Genomic DNA, 15,507 nt, shown 5'->3' on the forward strand with positions numbered 1-15,507 from the left:
ATCAGCAAAAAAGGGGTTTTACTACTTTGAAAACCAGTTATAATTTTCGTTTTCGCCGCGAGAGCAAGTAGTAGGTCAGCACGCTCACAATAAGGGCAAGTATGGTAGATGCTGTCGTTGGCATATGAGTCTGGCTAACTCCCTTCACGACGAGGATGGCCCCAAGTGAGTAGCAAACTCTTTCTGCAATAACACGATTTGCCTTGAACCCATAATGGCCAACTAGCACGAACAATCCCATCGCACCTACTGAAATAAGGAGAAAAGCTGATAGTGCAATAAGTATTCCTCTCATTGTTAACCTGTTAAACATGGTGTCTGACGCAGCATAGACGGGTAATGTAAAACCGGCTGTTAATAAGCTGCATATCAGACCAGTGATACGGAAGCGGGCACTCTTTCTTAGGGGCATAGTGCAAAATACTACTAAGCCCTTGGTGACTACCACCCTTGTGCTTACCGAAAACTCAAAAGCCCTTCCGGCCACATGGCCGGAAGGGCTTTTGAGTTTTCGGTAAGCACAAGCCAATCGGCCGGGCTTCTTCAGTTATCAGGCAAAAGCCGCGTGCGCGCTTATTGCTTCACGAAGCGCTGCACGAAGGTTTGCGAGCCGCTGCTGGCGCGTAGCAGGTAGAGGCCACCGGCCAAGCCCGACACGTCGAGCTGACCGTTGCCCTGGTAGCGGGCGGTGCTCACCGTTTTGCCCAGAGCGTCAAGTACTTCTACCTTAGTTAGTTCCTCGTTCGAGCTGAGCGAAAGCGTCAGTACCGAGGCGGCGGGATTGGGGTAGAGGCTCAGTACGGCATCGCCGCTTAGCACCGTGCCGGCGGTGAGGCCGTTGGGAGTAGCCGAAGCCGCCGCAATGGCCGCGCCGCCCGTGATGCTCACGCTGTAATCCTCGGTTTCGCCGTAGCTGTAGGTGCCGCAGCTGGTGGTGGCGCTGGCATCGCTCACGATAACGCGCAGGCGGGTTTTGCCGGTTTTGGCCGTGCTGGGCACCGTGAAGGTGCCGGTGAGGGTGGCCGCGCTGCTGCTGCTGCCACTCACCACCAGCTCGCCGGTGTCGGTAAACACGCCGTTCTGGTTGTAGTCGATGTATACTTTCCAGTACTCGGTGTAAGCCGTGCCCGTGAAGCCGGCCGAGAAGCTCACCGTCTGGCTGCTGCCGGCGGCCACGCTGGCCGAGCTGGCGGTGCCATCGTAGTAGCCGCCGTCGGCCCCACTGGTGCGGGCAATGCCGGTGCCCAGCTTCACGTAGTCGATGTACTCATACGCCTGGCTGGTGCCCTTGCTGGCGCAGTAGTTGGAGGTAGCGGGCGGCGGAGTGGTGCCGCCGTAGGCCGCGCCCACGCCCACGGCGTACCAGGCGTTGGTCACGGCCTGCACCTGCGTCGAGCCGGCCCCGTACAAATCGGTAGCCGCCTGAATGGAATAGGTGCGGGCCTGGGCGTAGGTGGAGGAGGCCGTCATGTACACGCTTTCCATGCGGAAGGTGATTTTGGCCGCGGCCGACAAGCCCAGCGCGGCTACCGAGTAGGCGCTACCTACTTCGTTGGTGCCGCTTTTGCCCACGCTGATGAGGTAGTACCAGTAGTTGAGCACGCCCGAGTTGGTGTGCACGCCGCCCTGGTCGTTGGCGTTGGAAGGCGACGACGTGGTAGCCGCCCAGTACTTGCCCTTGTACAAGGCCGGCTGGCCGTACAGGTTGGGGTTGCTCATGGAGCGCAGCGCGCCGCCTTGCTTCATAATGTCCTCGCCAATGTCCCAGGTCGATTTGGTGATGCCCAGGTTGTCGCAGGTGTACTTCTCCACGCTGGCCCCCCAGATGTCGGACAGGCCCTCATTCATGGCCCCCGACTCGTTGGCGTAGGTGAGGTTGGCCGTTTTTTCGCACACCGCGTGGCCGATTTCGTGGCCGCACACATCCAGCGCCGTGAGGGGCTTGAAGGTGGTGGCCCCGTCGCCGTAGGTCATTTCGGTGCCGTCCCAGTAGGCGTTCTCGTAGCCGGCGCCGCCGGGCACGTCATCGAAGTGCACGTAGCTCTTGATTTTGGCTCCCGCATTGTCGTAGCTGTTGCGGGCGTGCACGCCCTTCCAGTAGTCGTAGGTGGCCTGCGCGCCAAAGTGCGCATCACCGGCTACGTTGTCGTAGTTGGCGTTATTGTATTCGGCGGACGTCCAGTTGTTGTCGGCGTCGGTAAAGTCGGTGGCGGCAGTATAGCTGTTGCCCTTCTTGCAATTGTACGTTTCAATGCCCAGGCCGCGAGTATACTCGCGCAGGTGGTAGCCGCCAGTGGCGGTTTCGGTAGCCAGCGAGCGGGTGCCGCTATACGCGGTAGCAAACGTGGCCGTAGCGCCCGTGGCGTGCTTGATGATGGCATCGCGCAGTACTACCTCGCCGGTGCGGGCATCCACGTACACGTAGGCACGGCTCACCGGCAGCTGCGCGTAGATGTTGAATTTCCAGGCCAGCACCAGCGGACCGGTTTCGGCGCTCTGGCGGGCATCGCGCACCAGTACCAGCTCACCAGTAGGCTTATAGCTGGCGCTGGCATCCTGGGTCAGGGTTTTGAGACCGGTTTCTTCGCGGGCATCCTGCCACATGTATTTGCGGGCTCCCACGGCGGCCAGGGCGCGGCCCAGGGCAGCGTCGGCGCTGAGGGTGGGCGTCACGCTCAACTCACCCACTTTCTCAAAGTCGCCGCTCAGGCTCTCAATCTGGCCGCCGCGGGCGTGGGCCGTGTACGTGGCGTGCTCCACCTTCACGCCTTTGTAATACTGTTCGAATTTTTGGTGGCTGAAGCCGAGCTGGTCGGTTTCAGTGCGGGCAGGCCGCAGCTGGTCGTTGGCACCCAGCGCCAGTTGCCGGCGGATAACCTGCTCGCCTTCAGCGGCGCGGGCAGTGAGCTTGCCGGCCGGCGAAAACTGGATGAGGGTGGGCTGGCCGTCCTGGCCCAGGCTTTTTTGCTGCACGAGGGCATCCTGGGCGTGGGCCAGGGTAGGTAGGGTAGCGGCAGCCAGGGCAAGCCAAGCCGCTGCATAGTACTTGTGGGACATAGATTGTTGGTTTGGTAAAAGAGAGAGTGTGGGCAAAAATTCCGACTTTCACCGGAAGCGGCGCAAGGTAGGTAAATCTTTAACACCGCCAAATTACCCATTTATGAACACCAGATGAAGGTTGTGAAGCATCTCATGCCCCTGAATTTCAAAGCGCTTGCGCAGTAGTTTCCAGCTAAAACCCTTTTGCACTGTGTAAGCCAGGCTTTTGGTAGTGAGCCAGCCCGGTAACTACCAGCCACGGCGAGATAATCGCGGCTTTGGTCCAAAAATTGATAAGGCCAAAAATAGGATAATAAGAAGAATGTAAATTGGGTGAGAAAGCCGAAATCTTATACAATTTCGCACTCAGCCGGGCGGTTGTCAGTTGTATTTTTGCTTTGCCAGGACCACTAAGCAGGCGCTTCCGATGGGGTGGCGCTGGGCCTACGGCCCGGTAATTCAACTCACCAAAGTGAGAGGCTTTACTAATGCAGGCGGGTGGCAAGGAGTGCGGCGGCCGGGCAGCGTGGGCAGCGTGGGCGGCAGGGCGTCAATCCGCCAACGGGCGTAGTACCGTAACTTGGCTCCGGTGCCCGCCGTTACGGCACGGTGCTTGTTTACCTAATCCTTGAAGCTCCCATTCCCAGCTTTCTCTGCATCATGAAAAATCGTCGTTTTTTCCTCAGCTTTTTAGTGTTAGCTACCCTGTTGGCTGGCACGTTCTCGGCCCAGGCCCAGCGCTTTAGCCCACAGGCCAAGGGCGCCGTTATTGGCGGCGGCAGCGGGGCCATTCTCGGGGCCGTTATCAACAAGCGTAACCGGGCCGTGGGCGGCGTTATCGGGGGCGTGGTAGGGGCCGGCGCGGGCTACGCCGTGGGCAAGCACGTGGATAACCGCAAGAAGAAGCGCGCCGCTGCGGCCGCCTACGCCGCCCAGCAGCGCGCCGCCGCCAACCGCCAGGCCCTGGCCAGCCGCACCACCACCCGCGAAACCATTGTGCGCAGCTACGGCCCCGCCGCCGTGGGCACCACGGCGCTGGTAGCCTCGGCCGCCGCCGTGGGTGCCGCCCCGGCCACCGAAGCCGGCTACCTGCCTAACCAGGCCCCCGGCGACCCCGCCAACCCTTACGGCACCACCGCCTACCGCCAGCGCAGCTGGTAGTAGCTGCCCCTTTCGTTCGTTATTTTGCCGAAACCCAGGCCAAGCGGCCTGGGTTTTTAGTTGGCTTCTTTCACCCTCCTAATCACCTGATACTATGCGTATTTCCCTGGCCCAACTCGTTTTGCTGGGTGCGTTGCCCCTATTGGCGGCGTGCAGCAAGTCGGCCGACGCTGGCGCGGCCAGCGCTACCAGCGCCGCCGACCTCGACCGGGCCTTCCTCACGGCCTGGAACAACAAGGACCTCGAAAAAACCCTCAGCTACCTGGCCGATGACGTGCAGTTTTTGCAGGGCAGCGCCCACTTCAGCGGCAAGTCGGAGGTGAGCGACAAGTGGGTGCGCGCCACCCAGTCGAGCACCAACAACCTGAAAATAAGCACGGTAAGTGCCACCTCCACCGATAAGCTGGCCTATGAGGCTGGCACGTTTTCGGTTGATGTGCAGCCTGCCGCCGGCCAGCCCGCTGGCTTTGGCGAGGGCAACTTCCTGCTGCTGTGGAAGCCCGCCGCCGATGGCACCTGGAAACTCAGCTACGCCCAGCTCGAAGACCTGCCCGTGCAGCGCCGCTAACCCGCGCTGCGTGCGGTAAGCTTTAGCTTGCCGCTATAAGCACCATCCCCATGCTAAAGCCGCTGGCCCCACCCAGCGGCTTTTTTATGCGTAATACGTAATAATCGATGGGCCAAAAGCAAACGAGCAGCCTTTTTGCAACTAATTGTTAATCAGAACAAAGGCTAATAGCTAACAGCTAGAGGCCAACAGCGACTATATGATTTCGACTCACCACCCCAACCTGCCCGCCCCGGCCGATTTGCAGCGCCTGTGCCAGGCGCTGGCCGCGCTCGACGCCATCAACTCGCCCGATGCCGAGTACCGCTACTACACCTACATCCCCGAGTGGGGCGACCACGAGGCTGTGTTTGAGATGAGCGACGGCGAAGGCGACCAGGTGCTGGTGCTGTTTCGGCCAGAGGGCTGCGTACTCAACGGCTACCTGCTGGACTACGACGAGCCTATCAAAACTGACCTGGTGCGGGGCCTGCCCGCTGCTTTTCAAGAGTTTATGCTGGGCGAGCCGGTGGCTTCCATTGGCACCACGTTTTGCCTGTGGCACACGCCCGCGGGCGGCTGGCAAACCGGCACGGTCGAGGACGAAGACAACGGCTCGGAAGAGCTACTCGATATCTTTGATAACCAGCCGGCTACTTACGCCGAGTGGGCCACCGAGTACTACACCGACGAAACCGACCGCGCGCCCATCACCGCCGCCGCCGTGGCCCCCGTGTACCTGCACGAAACGCTGACCAGAACCCACGTGCTGGCCCTCAATGCCGAGTTGGAAGACTGGGCTGCCCTAGCCGCCGAGTTGGAGGTAATAGGTTATCCGTACGAATTTTAATTAACATGTTAATTACCAATAATATAAACCTAGAAGAACGTCATATTGGGTTTGCCGAAGCATCTCGCTTGTATCGTTCAACGATTGAGTTACTGCTGCACGCGAGATGCTTCGGCAAGCTCAGCATGACGTTCTTCTAGGTTTATATTATTGGTAATCAGATTTTAATCTAACCCATGCGGTACCTGCTTCTACTATTCGTGCTGTGCGTGATGCTACCCGGCCGGGCGCAGCCCACGCTCGCTTTTACGGTGGTGCCGTTGGGTGTGAAGGGCGGCTTGGCCGAAGGCAACCTCTCAGCCTACCTGGTGGCAGCGGCCGGCAGCGCCGACTTCATCGCGCTCGATGCGGGCAGCCTGCGCCCCGGGGTAGAAAAAGCCGTGGCCAATCATGTCTTCACGGTCTCGGCAGACGAAGTGCTGCGGCAGCAAATCAAGGGCTACTGCCTCTCGCACCCGCACCTCGACCACGTGGCCGGCCTGCTGCTCAATGCCCCCGACGATGCGCCGAAGCCCATTTATGGCCTGCCCGCCTGCCTGGCCACCCTGCAGCAGGACTATTTCAACTGGCGCGCCTGGCCCAACTTTGCCAACGGTGGCACCCCGCCCGCGCTGGGCAAGTACCAGCTCCGCGCCCTGGTGCCGGGCCAGGTAACGCCGCTCGAAAACACGCCGCTCAGTGTGCAGGCTTTTGCCCTCAGCCACGGGCCGGGCGTGCAAAGCACCGCCTTCCTGGTGCGGAGCCAAGGCAACTACCTGCTGTACCTGGGCGACACGGGCACCGACGAGTTGGAAAAATCGCACTGCCTGCGCGACCTCTGGCAAGCCATCGCTCCCTTGGTGCAAGCGCACCAGTTGAAAGCCATTTTCATCGAGGCTTCCTACCCCAATAGCCAGCCAGCGGCCCAGCTATTTGGCCACTTCACGCCGGCCTTGCTGCTGCGCGAACTGGCTGCGCTGGCCCAGCTCGCGGGCGGCGCTGCGCTGCGCGGGCTGCCTGTGGTCGTCACGCACATGAAGCCTACGCCGGGTAGTGAGCAGCTTATTAAGACGCAGCTTGCGGCAGGTAATGTGCTGGGACTGAAACTGCTGTTTCCCGAGCAAGGTAAGGCGCTGACGTTGTAGTATGAACTTCGCTAAACCGCGCGTGGGTCGTTCTATATGCGAACTCACCAAGCATAGCTTACATCCTGCCTTGGCCTCTCGCCGAGCCACGACACTACCGGTTAAGGGCTAAACGTGTAGTCGTTTTCGGACATCCACTTAAACTGCTACTCTTTTAGCATGAAAACCAAGGGGTATTTGTACAAAGAAATTATTGCTTCGGGCCTGGGGCAGTTTGAGTTGCAAGTAGCTTTCACGGGGGAGGGCGCGGTTACAAAATCGGCTGCTTTTGCGACAGTTATCACCTCAACGGCCCATACTATTCTTATTAAGCGTACGGTAGCTCCTGTTGCTTGGCTACCAGCGTATATGAGCGTAGATAAAGCACAGGCTTGGCTGTTTTATATTACCAAGCATAGTACTGAGCCAGAGCAACTTACTGTGTCGCTTAGCTTAGCAAATAAATTGTCTTTTACTGAATCTGGCGCCGATACTGGCCAGTATTTGACGGCAGTAGAATTTGAGAACGGCGTCCGACAGGTGCACCTTGGTACCCAGGATGAAGATTGGTTTGCCTGCTATAACGAAAAAATAGGAATGCCTAGCCGGCTTGTGCCCGCGCTGACCAGCTACAAGCTCACTATTACTACGATAGAAGAAGCTGGCTTGAGGACGCAAGTGCCGGATTTACTGCTTAATGAGCAGTTCTATTTTCACTATATCCTGGCAGAAAGTTCGCGTCGTAAATCTATTGAATATCCAGCTGAATGGGATGTGTCTACTTGGTATGCCGTAGACCAAGATAAGCAATCGTTGGAGGAAGCCTGGAGTAAACAAATCAACTAACCTCGAAATAAAATAATAATAACCTGCTGATTGTAAGAAGATTATACATAGTTGTTTTATGCCATTCATTTCAAATGAAGGAAGCTTTCAGCCTACTTGCTAGCCGCCACTTTGCGCAGCTGGCGTCGGAGCTTGGCCAGGTCTGCTGGCGAGAGGTACTGCCCGTCGGCCAGCACGCCGGTAATCCGTTGGGTATTCGCAATATCCAGGAGCGGGTTGGCGCTGAGCAGCACCAAGTCGGCGAGCCGCCCAGCCTGCACGGAGCCAAAATCCTGGAGTTGGTTGAAGAAAATGGCCGGATTGCGCGTAGCCGTTTGCAGCGCTTCGAGGGGCGTGAAGCCGGCCGCCACAAAGCGTTGCAGCTCCAGGTGCAGGCTGATGCCGGGCACCAGGTCAACGCCGGCCGGCATGTCGGTGCCGGCCAAAAAAACCACCCCCGCCGCGTGCAGCCGGCGCACCATCGCCAGCTCGTGGGTGACGAAGCGGGCGCGCACCGGCAGCGGGTCGGTGTCCAGGTTGCGGGCAATGCTGAGCTGAGCCTTGGGCCACCGCTGGGCTACCCAGCTGCGGCCCGCGTAGGCCAGGGCGGGGTCTTGCTGCCACGCAATGCTATCGACCAGCCACTGGCCCCGCTCCCAAAACAGAGTGGGACACTGCCACACGTGCTGGGTGGCAAGTAGCTGATTAATAGTAATTTCGCGCGCCGGGTCGTAGGTGGCTAATAAGCTAGCCGGCGACTTGGGGCGGCCCGTCACGTAGGCATCTTCATCGGTTGAGCTGGCTTCAAAAATGCCAATCAGGTGCTCGAAGGTGCGCTGGCCGGCGGCTACGGCCTCGGTGGCGCGCACCGCGTCGGGCACGTGCCCGGCCAGGGGCAGGCCCACGGCCTTGGCTTCGGCCGCAATGGCAAAATAGGCCTCCCGCGGCACCAGCGACTGCACCTTAATGAAATCGACGCCCCGCGCCTTGAGCTGGTCCACGGCCCGGCGACCGTCCTCAGGCGTGGCAATGGCAATGGAGGCTTTGTAAGGCGATTTAGGGCCGTCAAGCATGGGGCCGCTCACCACCAGGCGCGGCCCCAGCAGCCGGTGGGCGGCCACGGCTTCCCGGGCGCGCAAAATGGAGTCCAGCGCGCTCCCCATATCGCGGATGCCGGTGACGCCGCTAGCCACGAGGGCCGGCAAAATCAGGCGGGTGCCCGCATTGGCCGTGCCATCAAAATAGACGTGGGTGTGCATGTCCCACAAGCCCGGAATGAGGTACTGCCCGGTGGCATCCACCACCCGGCGGCCCTTGCGCGGGGCGGCCTGCCGGGCGGGCCCCACCCAGGTAATTCGCCGGCCCGTGACAATAACTGTCTGGTCGGGCTGAATCTGGCCAGTAGCCACGTCCACCACGTTGGCATGCACCAGGGCCAGGTCTTGCGCAGGCACAGCCAACGTGCTGCCTAGCACGGTTAGGAGGAGCAGCGATGAGGTATGAATTAACTTGCTAAGCATTAATAAATTACGGATAATGTACCTGTTTGCGCGGGCAGCTGGTGATTGAGCACCGCTAGCCCGAATAATCGGGCGTGGGTCTTCGGGTGGCAACTGGTGATAAACGTTACTAAACTTATAACCCTTTGCTAGCCAGTGCATAAGCTCTTAAAAAAAGAGTCGGCGATGCCTGGCACCCCGGCAGGGCCTCTTTTTGCCACGCATAGAGTCGCTTGGGGTCACCATTGAGCGCCCGCGGAGTGGCGGCCGAACGGCTTGTGGCCGCCAGGCGCAGGGCTTCGGCACGGAAAGCGGCGGCGTAACGCCTCCGGATTTAATGGGTTGTCTTCTCCATGAGTGAACCAAGGTAAGGCTAGATTCTCTCCCGGTTTAGCCAACCACCTCACAGCGCCAACCTGTGCCAATGGTAGCATCGTGGCCCACTGACCATGGCACGATGTGGCAGGTAACGGCGGGCAGCAGCGCGGCCCCCTCGCACATCCGCGATAGCTCGAACACACGCCCGGCCCCGTCCTTTGTCATTGGCGAATACACCTTGTCCACATGATTGATAAAATAGCCTGGCTGCACCTGCACAACGGCCAACTGCTCAGCACCCGCAGCCACGGCAAGGACCGCTACTACCTGCCCGGCGGCAAGCGCGAGCCCGGCGAAACCGACACCCAAACCCTGCTGCGCGAAATCGAGGAAGAGCTCACCGTCGTCCTCGACCCCGCCAGCCTCACCTACGCCGGCACGTTCGAAGCGCCCGCCCACGGCCACCCCGCCGGCGTGCACGTGCGCATGAGCTGCTACTGGGCCCCGCGCTACACGGGCACCCTCCAGCCCGCCGCCGAAATCGCGGAGGTCGTCTGGCTCACCTACCGCCACCGCTCGCAGGTGTCAGCCGTCGACCAGCTCATCTTCGACTGGCTCTACCACCAGCAACTCCTGGCTGCGTAAAAGGAGCGTACCCTACCGCCTGAACTTGCGCGGGGCGACTATGTTATGGTCACAGTTTTCGGTTCGGTAGCGGCTCCTGCTGCTAGGCCCCCTATTTCTGAAATAATCCGCTAATAACTCTCACTCAGCCGGCAGCAAAACAATGAAATTCACGCTTCTCCTCACGGCCGCGCTGGCGGCTCTTGCAAGTCAGGCCCCGGCCCAAACTACCCCCGCCGCAACCACCGCCCCGCGCGCGGCTCCCGACCAGATTTCGACCAGCAAAGGCCCCCTCACGGTGCAGCCCATCACCCACGGCAGTGTGGTGTTTAGCTGGAATGGTAAGACCATTTACGTGGACCCCTACGGCGGGGCCGCGGGCTACACCGGGCTGGCCGCGCCCGATGTTATCCTTATCACCGACATCCACGGCGACCACCTCGACCCTAAGACGCTGGCGGGCCTCTCCGTGGCCAAGGCCCTGATGATAGTGCCCCAAGCGGTAGCCGAGAAGCTGCCCGCCGAGTACAAGTCGCAGGTCCGCATCCTGCGCAATGGCCAGCGACTCGACACGCTGGGCATGAGTGTATCGGCCATCCCGATGTACAACCTGCCCGAAGCGGCCGACGCGCCGCATACCAAAGGCCGGGGCAATGGCTACGTGCTGAACCTGGGCGGCAAAAACGTGTACCTGTCCGGCGACACCGAAGACATCCCCGAAATGCGCGCCCTCAAGAACATCGACGTGGCCTTCGTGTGCATGAACCTGCCCTACACGATGGACGTGAACCAGGCTGCGCAAGGTGTATTGGCGTTCAAGCCGGGCATTGTGTACCCCTACCACTACCGCGGCCAGAACGGCCTGAGCGACGTGGCCGCCTTCAAAAAAACGGTGAACGCGGCCAACAAGAAGATTGACGTACGGCTGCGCAATTGGTACCCGGCGGCCCAATAAGGCAGCGCAGTGCAAACGAGAAGAGCGAGCCAACTGGCTCGCTCTTCTCGTTTATACCCTACACCTCGAAGTGCGGCCGGCCCTTAAAACCCAGCCAGTCGCTACCCCAACTGTGCGTAGCTCACGATGCGCCTTGGTCACGCGCTCCGCTAAGGCATCCAACTCATCATTCGCATCTTGGTAACCCATGAAGAATTTACGAAACCTGCTTTTCTGCGCTTGCCATTTAGTGGCTATGCACCGTTCCCCGGTATTAATTGCGCAAGCGTTGGCCGTCGAAGTAGGCCCGTAGGTGAACTAAGCAGCGCCCAGCGGCATCGGGCTGGTCGGCCCGCCGCTCAAATCTGATGGTCATAACTGAAAAAGTCAGGAATACTGGGGGCGTTGCTGGGGGCGCCAGTGGGGGCGTAAATACCGTAGTAAATCGGTTTGCGACCCGTAGCGGACCAAACGCAAAAACCCCCGAAAAGTGGCTTAAACGATGTTTAAAGCTACTTTTCGGGGGTTCCCGTTGTATATCCTAGTACCCGGAGCCGGAGTCGAACCGGCACACCTTGCGGTAATGGTGTTTGAGACCATCGCGTCTACCGGTTCCGCCATCCGGGCAAGAACGATTCCGTCTGTGCCGGTAGGTCACGAGCGGGCCGCAAAGGTAGCCAATTGCTGGCGAAGCCGCAAGAGGTAGCGCTTTTTTAGGTAATACGTTTTTACTTGGGCCAAGGCCGCCGGGCGGTGGTCGGCGGGCAAGCCTACGTAGCCAGCCAGAACCGGCTGAATGCCAGCATCAAGGGTATCGGCCAGCGCCGTTACTTCGGTTTCGAGGGTGGTCGTGGCGGCGGGGTCAGGCTCAAACTCCAGCTCCATGAGCTGCTCATTGAGGTCCATTACCTCCATCAAAAAATCGCTGGGAAGCTGATTTTGGGCGCTGCCCTCCTCCAATAAGCCGTGCTGGCCGAGCAGGTAGGCCATGCGCTGGTCGGGGTTGGCGAGGGTGCGGTAGGCGTCGGTGTTCAGCGTCGAGAGGCGCAGGGCCTCGGCCTGGGCGGCGGGGGTGTCCTGGGCGTGAAAATCGGGGTGCAGCTCGCGGCTGAGCTGGTAATACTTGGTTTTGAGCGCTGCTTCGTCGAGCAAAAAGCCTTCGGGCAAGCCGTAGAAGGCGAAATAATTGGGGGTAGTAGCCATAGGAAAAAGCCAGCGAAGCGCCCTGCCGCGCTGGTACCTATCAGTACAACCGGCAGCGGGCGTTGGTTGAGATAATTGCTGAAAACTACGCGTTTTCCGGAGCTGGTATTACGGAAAAGGCCTGGGCTGGGGCGGCTAGCAGGCGCTTGGTAGCCGGCCACACCTCCCCAAACAGCGCCGAGCGCCGGTAGGCATCGAGCGCCGCCGCATCGGCCCAATGGCTGTGGGTGCAGTAGATGTGGGGCTGGTCGGCATCCTGCCACAGCTCGAGGTGCTGGCAGCCGGGCTGCTGTCGAATGCGGCTTTCCGATTGCCGGAATAAAGCCAGGAAGTCGGACACGCGTTCGGGGCTCAGCGTGAGGCGCACTATTCGGATGAGCAAGGTAAGAAGCTGATTTAAAGTTTGTTACTGAAACAAGTGAGTTGCAAAAGTAAGCTCGGGCTTAACCACTTAGCGGGCTGCTCGTACAAAGTACTTCTTTTTAATAATTCACTTAAGTTCTTCTTTACGTATGCGTTATGCTCCCCGTGCCCTTTGGCTAGCTGCGCCAGCCCTAACGGCTTTGTCACTGCTTGCTTCGTGCAACAGCGCGCCCACCACGACCGAAACCGAAAAAACGGCCGTAGTTGTGCCCGCCGAAGCAACATCCGCCTCCGATAGCTCCGCCGTAGTGGCCGACTCGACCAAGGCTCCTAAGTAAGTCACCCGCATTTTAAAGCTACCCGACCGCCCTGGCTGCCTCGCAGCTAGGGCGGTCGTGCGTATAGTGGCTGCTGCTAAACTTCCGCAAAGCGCACATCTACCTGTGAGTCAAAGTATAAGCCCAGTAGCTCGCTGGCATGGCCCTGGTTGATGGCCACGCACAGGCAGCCCTGGGGGTTGAAGGTGCACACGATTTCGCCGGGCGGCGCGGCAGCAAAGTGGGGGCGAAGCTCGCGCACCACCTCGCGGCCAAAGTGCACGGTGGCCGGCCGGCCCCGGCCCACCACCTCCACGGCCTCGCGCGAGATGTTGGTGACGAGGTTGCCATAGTGGTCTACGTGCGCCACGTGGCCGGTAATGCGGTTGTCCTGCAAGCGCAGCTGGCGGTTGGTGAGCAGGTATGGGTCAGTCACGGGCGGCCCTAAGGCGCTGAGCGGGTGGCCCAGCGCCAGGCGCACGGCGGCCGGGGCCAGCACGTCGCGGGTGGGGTTGAGCGATACCGGCTGCAAGCTGCCGGCCGGCAGGGTAGCCGCCGCGGGCACAAACGGCGCGCTCGCTTCCAGCCGCACCAACTGCGCGGGTACGCCATCGCAAAGCAGCGGCAGCAGGCCATTATCGGCGGCCACGAAGAAGTGGCCCTCGTGCTCGGCGGCGTGCCAGGCGGGCGTGGCCACCGCGCCGGCGTCGCTGGCGCCGTAGTCGCTCACCGTAATGAGGTGCGTGGTGCCCACCGGAAAGTCGCGAAATACGGCCCGTAGCACGTGCACGGCGTGCGCGATGTTGTAGGGCTCCACGCCGTGGGTGATGTCCATCACCGGCAGGGCCGGGGCCAAATGCAGCAAACGGGCTCTGAGCGCGGCCACGTAGTGGTCGCGGTAGCCAAAATCCGTAAGCAGTGTCAGTACCCCCATGCCCGCAGTTGCCAGGTTCTTCGTAGTATTGTTGAGTAGCCGACTAGCTAACCGGCGCGGCTGCAAAAGTAGCCTAGTTTCCGGTAGTTGGTGGGGAGCTTTTCGCCCGCCCGGCTGTTAGTAAAAATGATGCCAGCTGCCAACTCAGGTAGGCAGGTAGTTACGTTTCTGTTTCTTTTTTCTCTCTTTCTCCCCGCCTACATTAGCTTGGTCGAAAAAGTCATCACCCTCGAAAACGTGTCCCTGGTTGACTTCCTGGGGGCCGATAATCAGAATATCCGTCGTATTTCGGCTGCTTTTCCGGGCAGTAAAATCGTGTCCCGGGGCAACGAAATCAAGATTCAAGGCCCCGCCGAGGTCATTTCGCGGGTCAACGACATCCTTAGCTCGCTGCTGGAGCACTACCACCAGTACGGCGTCATCACCGACCGCGACGTGAACCAGTACCTCTCCGCCACCTCCGAGGAGGCCGAGGGCCGGGTGCTGGCCGCCTCGCCCGATGTGATTCTGTTCGGGGCCAAGGGCGGCATCATCAAGGCCAAAACGCCCAACCAGCAGAAGCTGGTGGACACCGTGATGAAGCACGACCTCACCTTCACGCTCGGGCCCGCCGGCACCGGCAAAACCTATATTTCGGTGGCGCTGGCCGTGCGAGCCCTTAAGAATAAGGAGGTTAAGAAAATCATCATCTCGCGCCCCGTGGTGGAGGCCGGCGAAAGCCTCGGCTTTCTGCCCGGCGACATGAAGGAGAAAGTAGACCCCTACCTGCGCCCGATTTACGATGCCCTGGAGGACATGATTCCGGCCGAAAAGCTGAAATTCTACCAGGAAAACAAAATTATCGAAATCGCCCCGCTCGCCTACATGCGCGGCCGGACCCTGAACAACGCCTTTGTGCTGCTGGACGAGGCCCAGAACACCACGCCGAGCCAGATTAAGATGTTCCTGACCCGCATGGGCCCCTCGGCCAAGGTGATGGTCAACGGCGACCGCAGCCAGATTGACCTGCCCACCCGCCAGAAATCGGGCCTCATGCAAGCGCTTGATATTCTGAAAGATATCCCCGGAATCGGTTACGTCGAGATGACGGCCGACGACGTGGTGCGCCACCGCCTAGTAAAAGACATCGTGCTGGCCTACGATAAGCATGACGTAGCCGAGCAGCGCCGCGAAATCGAATACAAGCAGCGCCGCCGCGAGGGCAACGACCGCAGCTACGATGCCCGCGACCGCCGCCCGCCCCTCGATACCTCCGACACGGAGCTGCCTGTGAACCACGAGCAGGCGCTGTAAGCGTCAGTCAGTAAGTTAGTTAAAAAGAGGAACGTCCTGCTAAGCCAAGCTTAGCAGGACGTTCCTTTTTTTAACGCTCAACTCCTAAACCACTTCCTCCGCATCGGGCTGAAACAGCCGCCGCTCGGCGTAAAACGCCCCGAAGGGTATCACGGACAGCACCAGGCCCAGCAAAAACTTGCCCGCCGACCAGCGCCGCTCGATGGTATTTTGCAGCAGTAGCAGCACGTAGCCCACAAACAGCACCCCGTGGATAAGCCCCACTATGCGCACCGCCGCCGGCTCGTGCGCCAGGTACTTGAGCGGCATAGCCACGCCCAGCAATAGCAGCAGCGACGCGCCCTCCAGGATGCTGACGGCCCGCAGCCGGGCCAGTGAAGTGGCTAAAAACTGAAACATAAGTAGTTACTAAAAATAGGTGGCTGAATAGTAAGGCAAATATCGGCCTGAGCGCGGGGCCCGCCCGGCGGCGGGGCAATTGGCCGGGCGCGGTCCGC

At 60.1% G+C, this 15,507-nt stretch carries 15 protein-coding genes and 1 tRNA gene; 9 read left to right on the forward strand and 7 right to left on the reverse strand.

Annotation, left to right across the window (positions count from 1 at the left end; all coding sequences use genetic code 11):
• Window positions 1–573: 573 nt before the first annotated feature.
• Window positions 574–3,057: a M4 family metallopeptidase gene (locus tag ACYVGC_RS14040; protein ID WP_460584466.1), complete on the reverse strand. Its 2,484-nt coding sequence runs from the start codon at window positions 3,055–3,057 to the stop codon at window positions 574–576.
• 642 nt (window positions 3,058–3,699) lie between these two features.
• Between ACYVGC_RS14040 and ACYVGC_RS14045 the strand changes: the two genes are divergently transcribed.
• The 5 genes from ACYVGC_RS14045 (at window position 3,700) to ACYVGC_RS14065 (ending at window position 7,546) form a co-directional block, all read left to right on the forward strand.
• Window positions 3,700–4,200, forward strand: coding sequence for a YMGG-like glycine zipper-containing protein (locus ACYVGC_RS14045; protein ID WP_460584467.1), 501 nt, complete (start codon window positions 3,700–3,702; stop codon window positions 4,198–4,200).
• A 94-nt stretch (window positions 4,201–4,294) separates the two neighbouring features.
• On the forward strand, window positions 4,295–4,768 hold the full coding sequence (locus ACYVGC_RS14050) for a YybH family protein (protein ID WP_460584468.1): 474 nt from the start codon (window positions 4,295–4,297) through the stop codon (window positions 4,766–4,768).
• 199 nt (window positions 4,769–4,967) lie between these two features.
• The gene (locus ACYVGC_RS14055; RefSeq protein ID WP_460584469.1) at window positions 4,968–5,597 is read left to right on the forward strand and encodes a hypothetical protein; all 630 of its coding nucleotides are present in this window, start codon (window positions 4,968–4,970) and stop codon (window positions 5,595–5,597) included.
• A 176-nt stretch (window positions 5,598–5,773) separates the two neighbouring features.
• Window positions 5,774–6,721, forward strand: coding sequence for an MBL fold metallo-hydrolase (locus ACYVGC_RS14060; protein ID WP_460584470.1), 948 nt, complete (start codon window positions 5,774–5,776; stop codon window positions 6,719–6,721).
• A 159-nt stretch (window positions 6,722–6,880) separates the two neighbouring features.
• Window positions 6,881–7,546: a hypothetical protein gene (locus ACYVGC_RS14065; RefSeq protein ID WP_460584471.1), complete on the forward strand. Its 666-nt coding sequence runs from the start codon at window positions 6,881–6,883 to the stop codon at window positions 7,544–7,546.
• A 92-nt stretch (window positions 7,547–7,638) separates the two neighbouring features.
• Here ACYVGC_RS14065 and ACYVGC_RS14070 read toward each other — a convergent pair whose 3' ends face one another.
• Window positions 7,639–9,045: an amidohydrolase family protein gene (locus tag ACYVGC_RS14070; protein WP_460584472.1), complete on the reverse strand. Its 1,407-nt coding sequence runs from the start codon at window positions 9,043–9,045 to the stop codon at window positions 7,639–7,641.
• 543 nt (window positions 9,046–9,588) lie between these two features.
• Here ACYVGC_RS14070 and ACYVGC_RS14075 point away from each other — a divergent pair.
• Window positions 9,589–9,987, forward strand: coding sequence for an NUDIX hydrolase (locus tag ACYVGC_RS14075; protein WP_460584473.1), 399 nt, complete (start codon window positions 9,589–9,591; stop codon window positions 9,985–9,987).
• A gap of 142 nt (window positions 9,988–10,129) precedes the next feature.
• Complete coding sequence (locus ACYVGC_RS14080) at window positions 10,130–10,921, forward strand: MBL fold metallo-hydrolase (RefSeq protein ID WP_460584474.1); 792 nt, start codon at window positions 10,130–10,132, stop codon at window positions 10,919–10,921.
• A 524-nt stretch (window positions 10,922–11,445) separates the two neighbouring features.
• On the opposite strand, the gene ACYVGC_RS14085 is transcribed toward ACYVGC_RS14080, so the two are convergent.
• The 3 genes from ACYVGC_RS14085 to ACYVGC_RS14095 form a co-directional block, all read right to left on the reverse strand.
• Window positions 11,446–11,527, reverse strand: a tRNA-Leu gene (locus tag ACYVGC_RS14085).
• A gap of 27 nt (window positions 11,528–11,554) precedes the next feature.
• Entirely contained in the window at window positions 11,555–12,103 is a 549-nt protein-coding gene (locus ACYVGC_RS14090) for an iron-sulfur cluster co-chaperone HscB C-terminal domain-containing protein (protein WP_460584475.1), read from the reverse strand.
• A gap of 85 nt (window positions 12,104–12,188) precedes the next feature.
• Window positions 12,189–12,485, reverse strand: coding sequence for a putative quinol monooxygenase (locus ACYVGC_RS14095; protein WP_460584476.1), 297 nt, complete (start codon window positions 12,483–12,485; stop codon window positions 12,189–12,191).
• A 130-nt stretch (window positions 12,486–12,615) separates the two neighbouring features.
• Between ACYVGC_RS14095 and ACYVGC_RS14100 the strand changes: the two genes are divergently transcribed.
• Window positions 12,616–12,804 (forward strand): hypothetical protein, encoded by a 189-nt coding sequence (locus ACYVGC_RS14100; protein WP_460584477.1) that lies wholly within the window; start codon window positions 12,616–12,618, stop codon window positions 12,802–12,804.
• Between the two features lie 76 nt (window positions 12,805–12,880).
• Here ACYVGC_RS14100 and ACYVGC_RS14105 read toward each other — a convergent pair whose 3' ends face one another.
• The gene (locus ACYVGC_RS14105; protein WP_460584478.1) at window positions 12,881–13,717 is read right to left on the reverse strand and encodes an SAM hydrolase/SAM-dependent halogenase family protein; all 837 of its coding nucleotides are present in this window, start codon (window positions 13,715–13,717) and stop codon (window positions 12,881–12,883) included.
• Window positions 13,718–13,924: 207 nt separating this feature from the next.
• Between ACYVGC_RS14105 and ACYVGC_RS14110 the strand changes: the two genes are divergently transcribed.
• Window positions 13,925–15,010: a PhoH family protein gene (locus tag ACYVGC_RS14110; protein ID WP_460584516.1), complete on the forward strand. Its 1,086-nt coding sequence runs from the start codon at window positions 13,925–13,927 to the stop codon at window positions 15,008–15,010.
• A gap of 84 nt (window positions 15,011–15,094) precedes the next feature.
• Here ACYVGC_RS14110 and ACYVGC_RS14115 read toward each other — a convergent pair whose 3' ends face one another.
• Entirely contained in the window at window positions 15,095–15,409 is a 315-nt protein-coding gene (locus ACYVGC_RS14115; RefSeq protein ID WP_460584479.1) for a DUF3817 domain-containing protein, read from the reverse strand.
• Window positions 15,410–15,507 lie beyond the last annotated feature (98 nt).

This window comes from Hymenobacter arcticus (assembly GCF_054779975.1).

Excerpts from the sequence above, each read along its gene's own strand:
- ACYVGC_RS14040 (WP_460584466.1), bottom strand. The coding sequence starts at position 3,057 with ATGTCCCACAAGTACTATGCAGCGGCTTGGCTTGCCCTGGCTGCCGCT.
- ACYVGC_RS14045 (WP_460584467.1), top strand. The coding sequence starts at position 3,700 with ATGAAAAATCGTCGTTTTTTCCTCAGCTTTTTAGTGTTAGCTACCCTG.
- ACYVGC_RS14050 (WP_460584468.1), top strand. The coding sequence starts at position 4,295 with ATGCGTATTTCCCTGGCCCAACTCGTTTTGCTGGGTGCGTTGCCCCTA.
- ACYVGC_RS14055 (WP_460584469.1), top strand. The coding sequence starts at position 4,968 with ATGATTTCGACTCACCACCCCAACCTGCCCGCCCCGGCCGATTTGCAG.
- ACYVGC_RS14060 (WP_460584470.1), top strand. The coding sequence starts at position 5,774 with ATGCGGTACCTGCTTCTACTATTCGTGCTGTGCGTGATGCTACCCGGC.
- ACYVGC_RS14065 (WP_460584471.1), top strand. The coding sequence starts at position 6,881 with ATGAAAACCAAGGGGTATTTGTACAAAGAAATTATTGCTTCGGGCCTG.
- ACYVGC_RS14070 (WP_460584472.1), bottom strand. The coding sequence starts at position 9,045 with ATGCTTAGCAAGTTAATTCATACCTCATCGCTGCTCCTCCTAACCGTG.
- ACYVGC_RS14075 (WP_460584473.1), top strand. The coding sequence starts at position 9,589 with ATGATTGATAAAATAGCCTGGCTGCACCTGCACAACGGCCAACTGCTC.
- ACYVGC_RS14080 (WP_460584474.1), top strand. The coding sequence starts at position 10,130 with ATGAAATTCACGCTTCTCCTCACGGCCGCGCTGGCGGCTCTTGCAAGT.
- ACYVGC_RS14090 (WP_460584475.1), bottom strand. The coding sequence starts at position 12,103 with ATGGCTACTACCCCCAATTATTTCGCCTTCTACGGCTTGCCCGAAGGC.
- ACYVGC_RS14100 (WP_460584477.1), top strand. The coding sequence starts at position 12,616 with ATGCGTTATGCTCCCCGTGCCCTTTGGCTAGCTGCGCCAGCCCTAACG.
- ACYVGC_RS14105 (WP_460584478.1), bottom strand. The coding sequence starts at position 13,717 with ATGGGGGTACTGACACTGCTTACGGATTTTGGCTACCGCGACCACTAC.
- ACYVGC_RS14115 (WP_460584479.1), bottom strand. The coding sequence starts at position 15,409 with ATGTTTCAGTTTTTAGCCACTTCACTGGCCCGGCTGCGGGCCGTCAGC.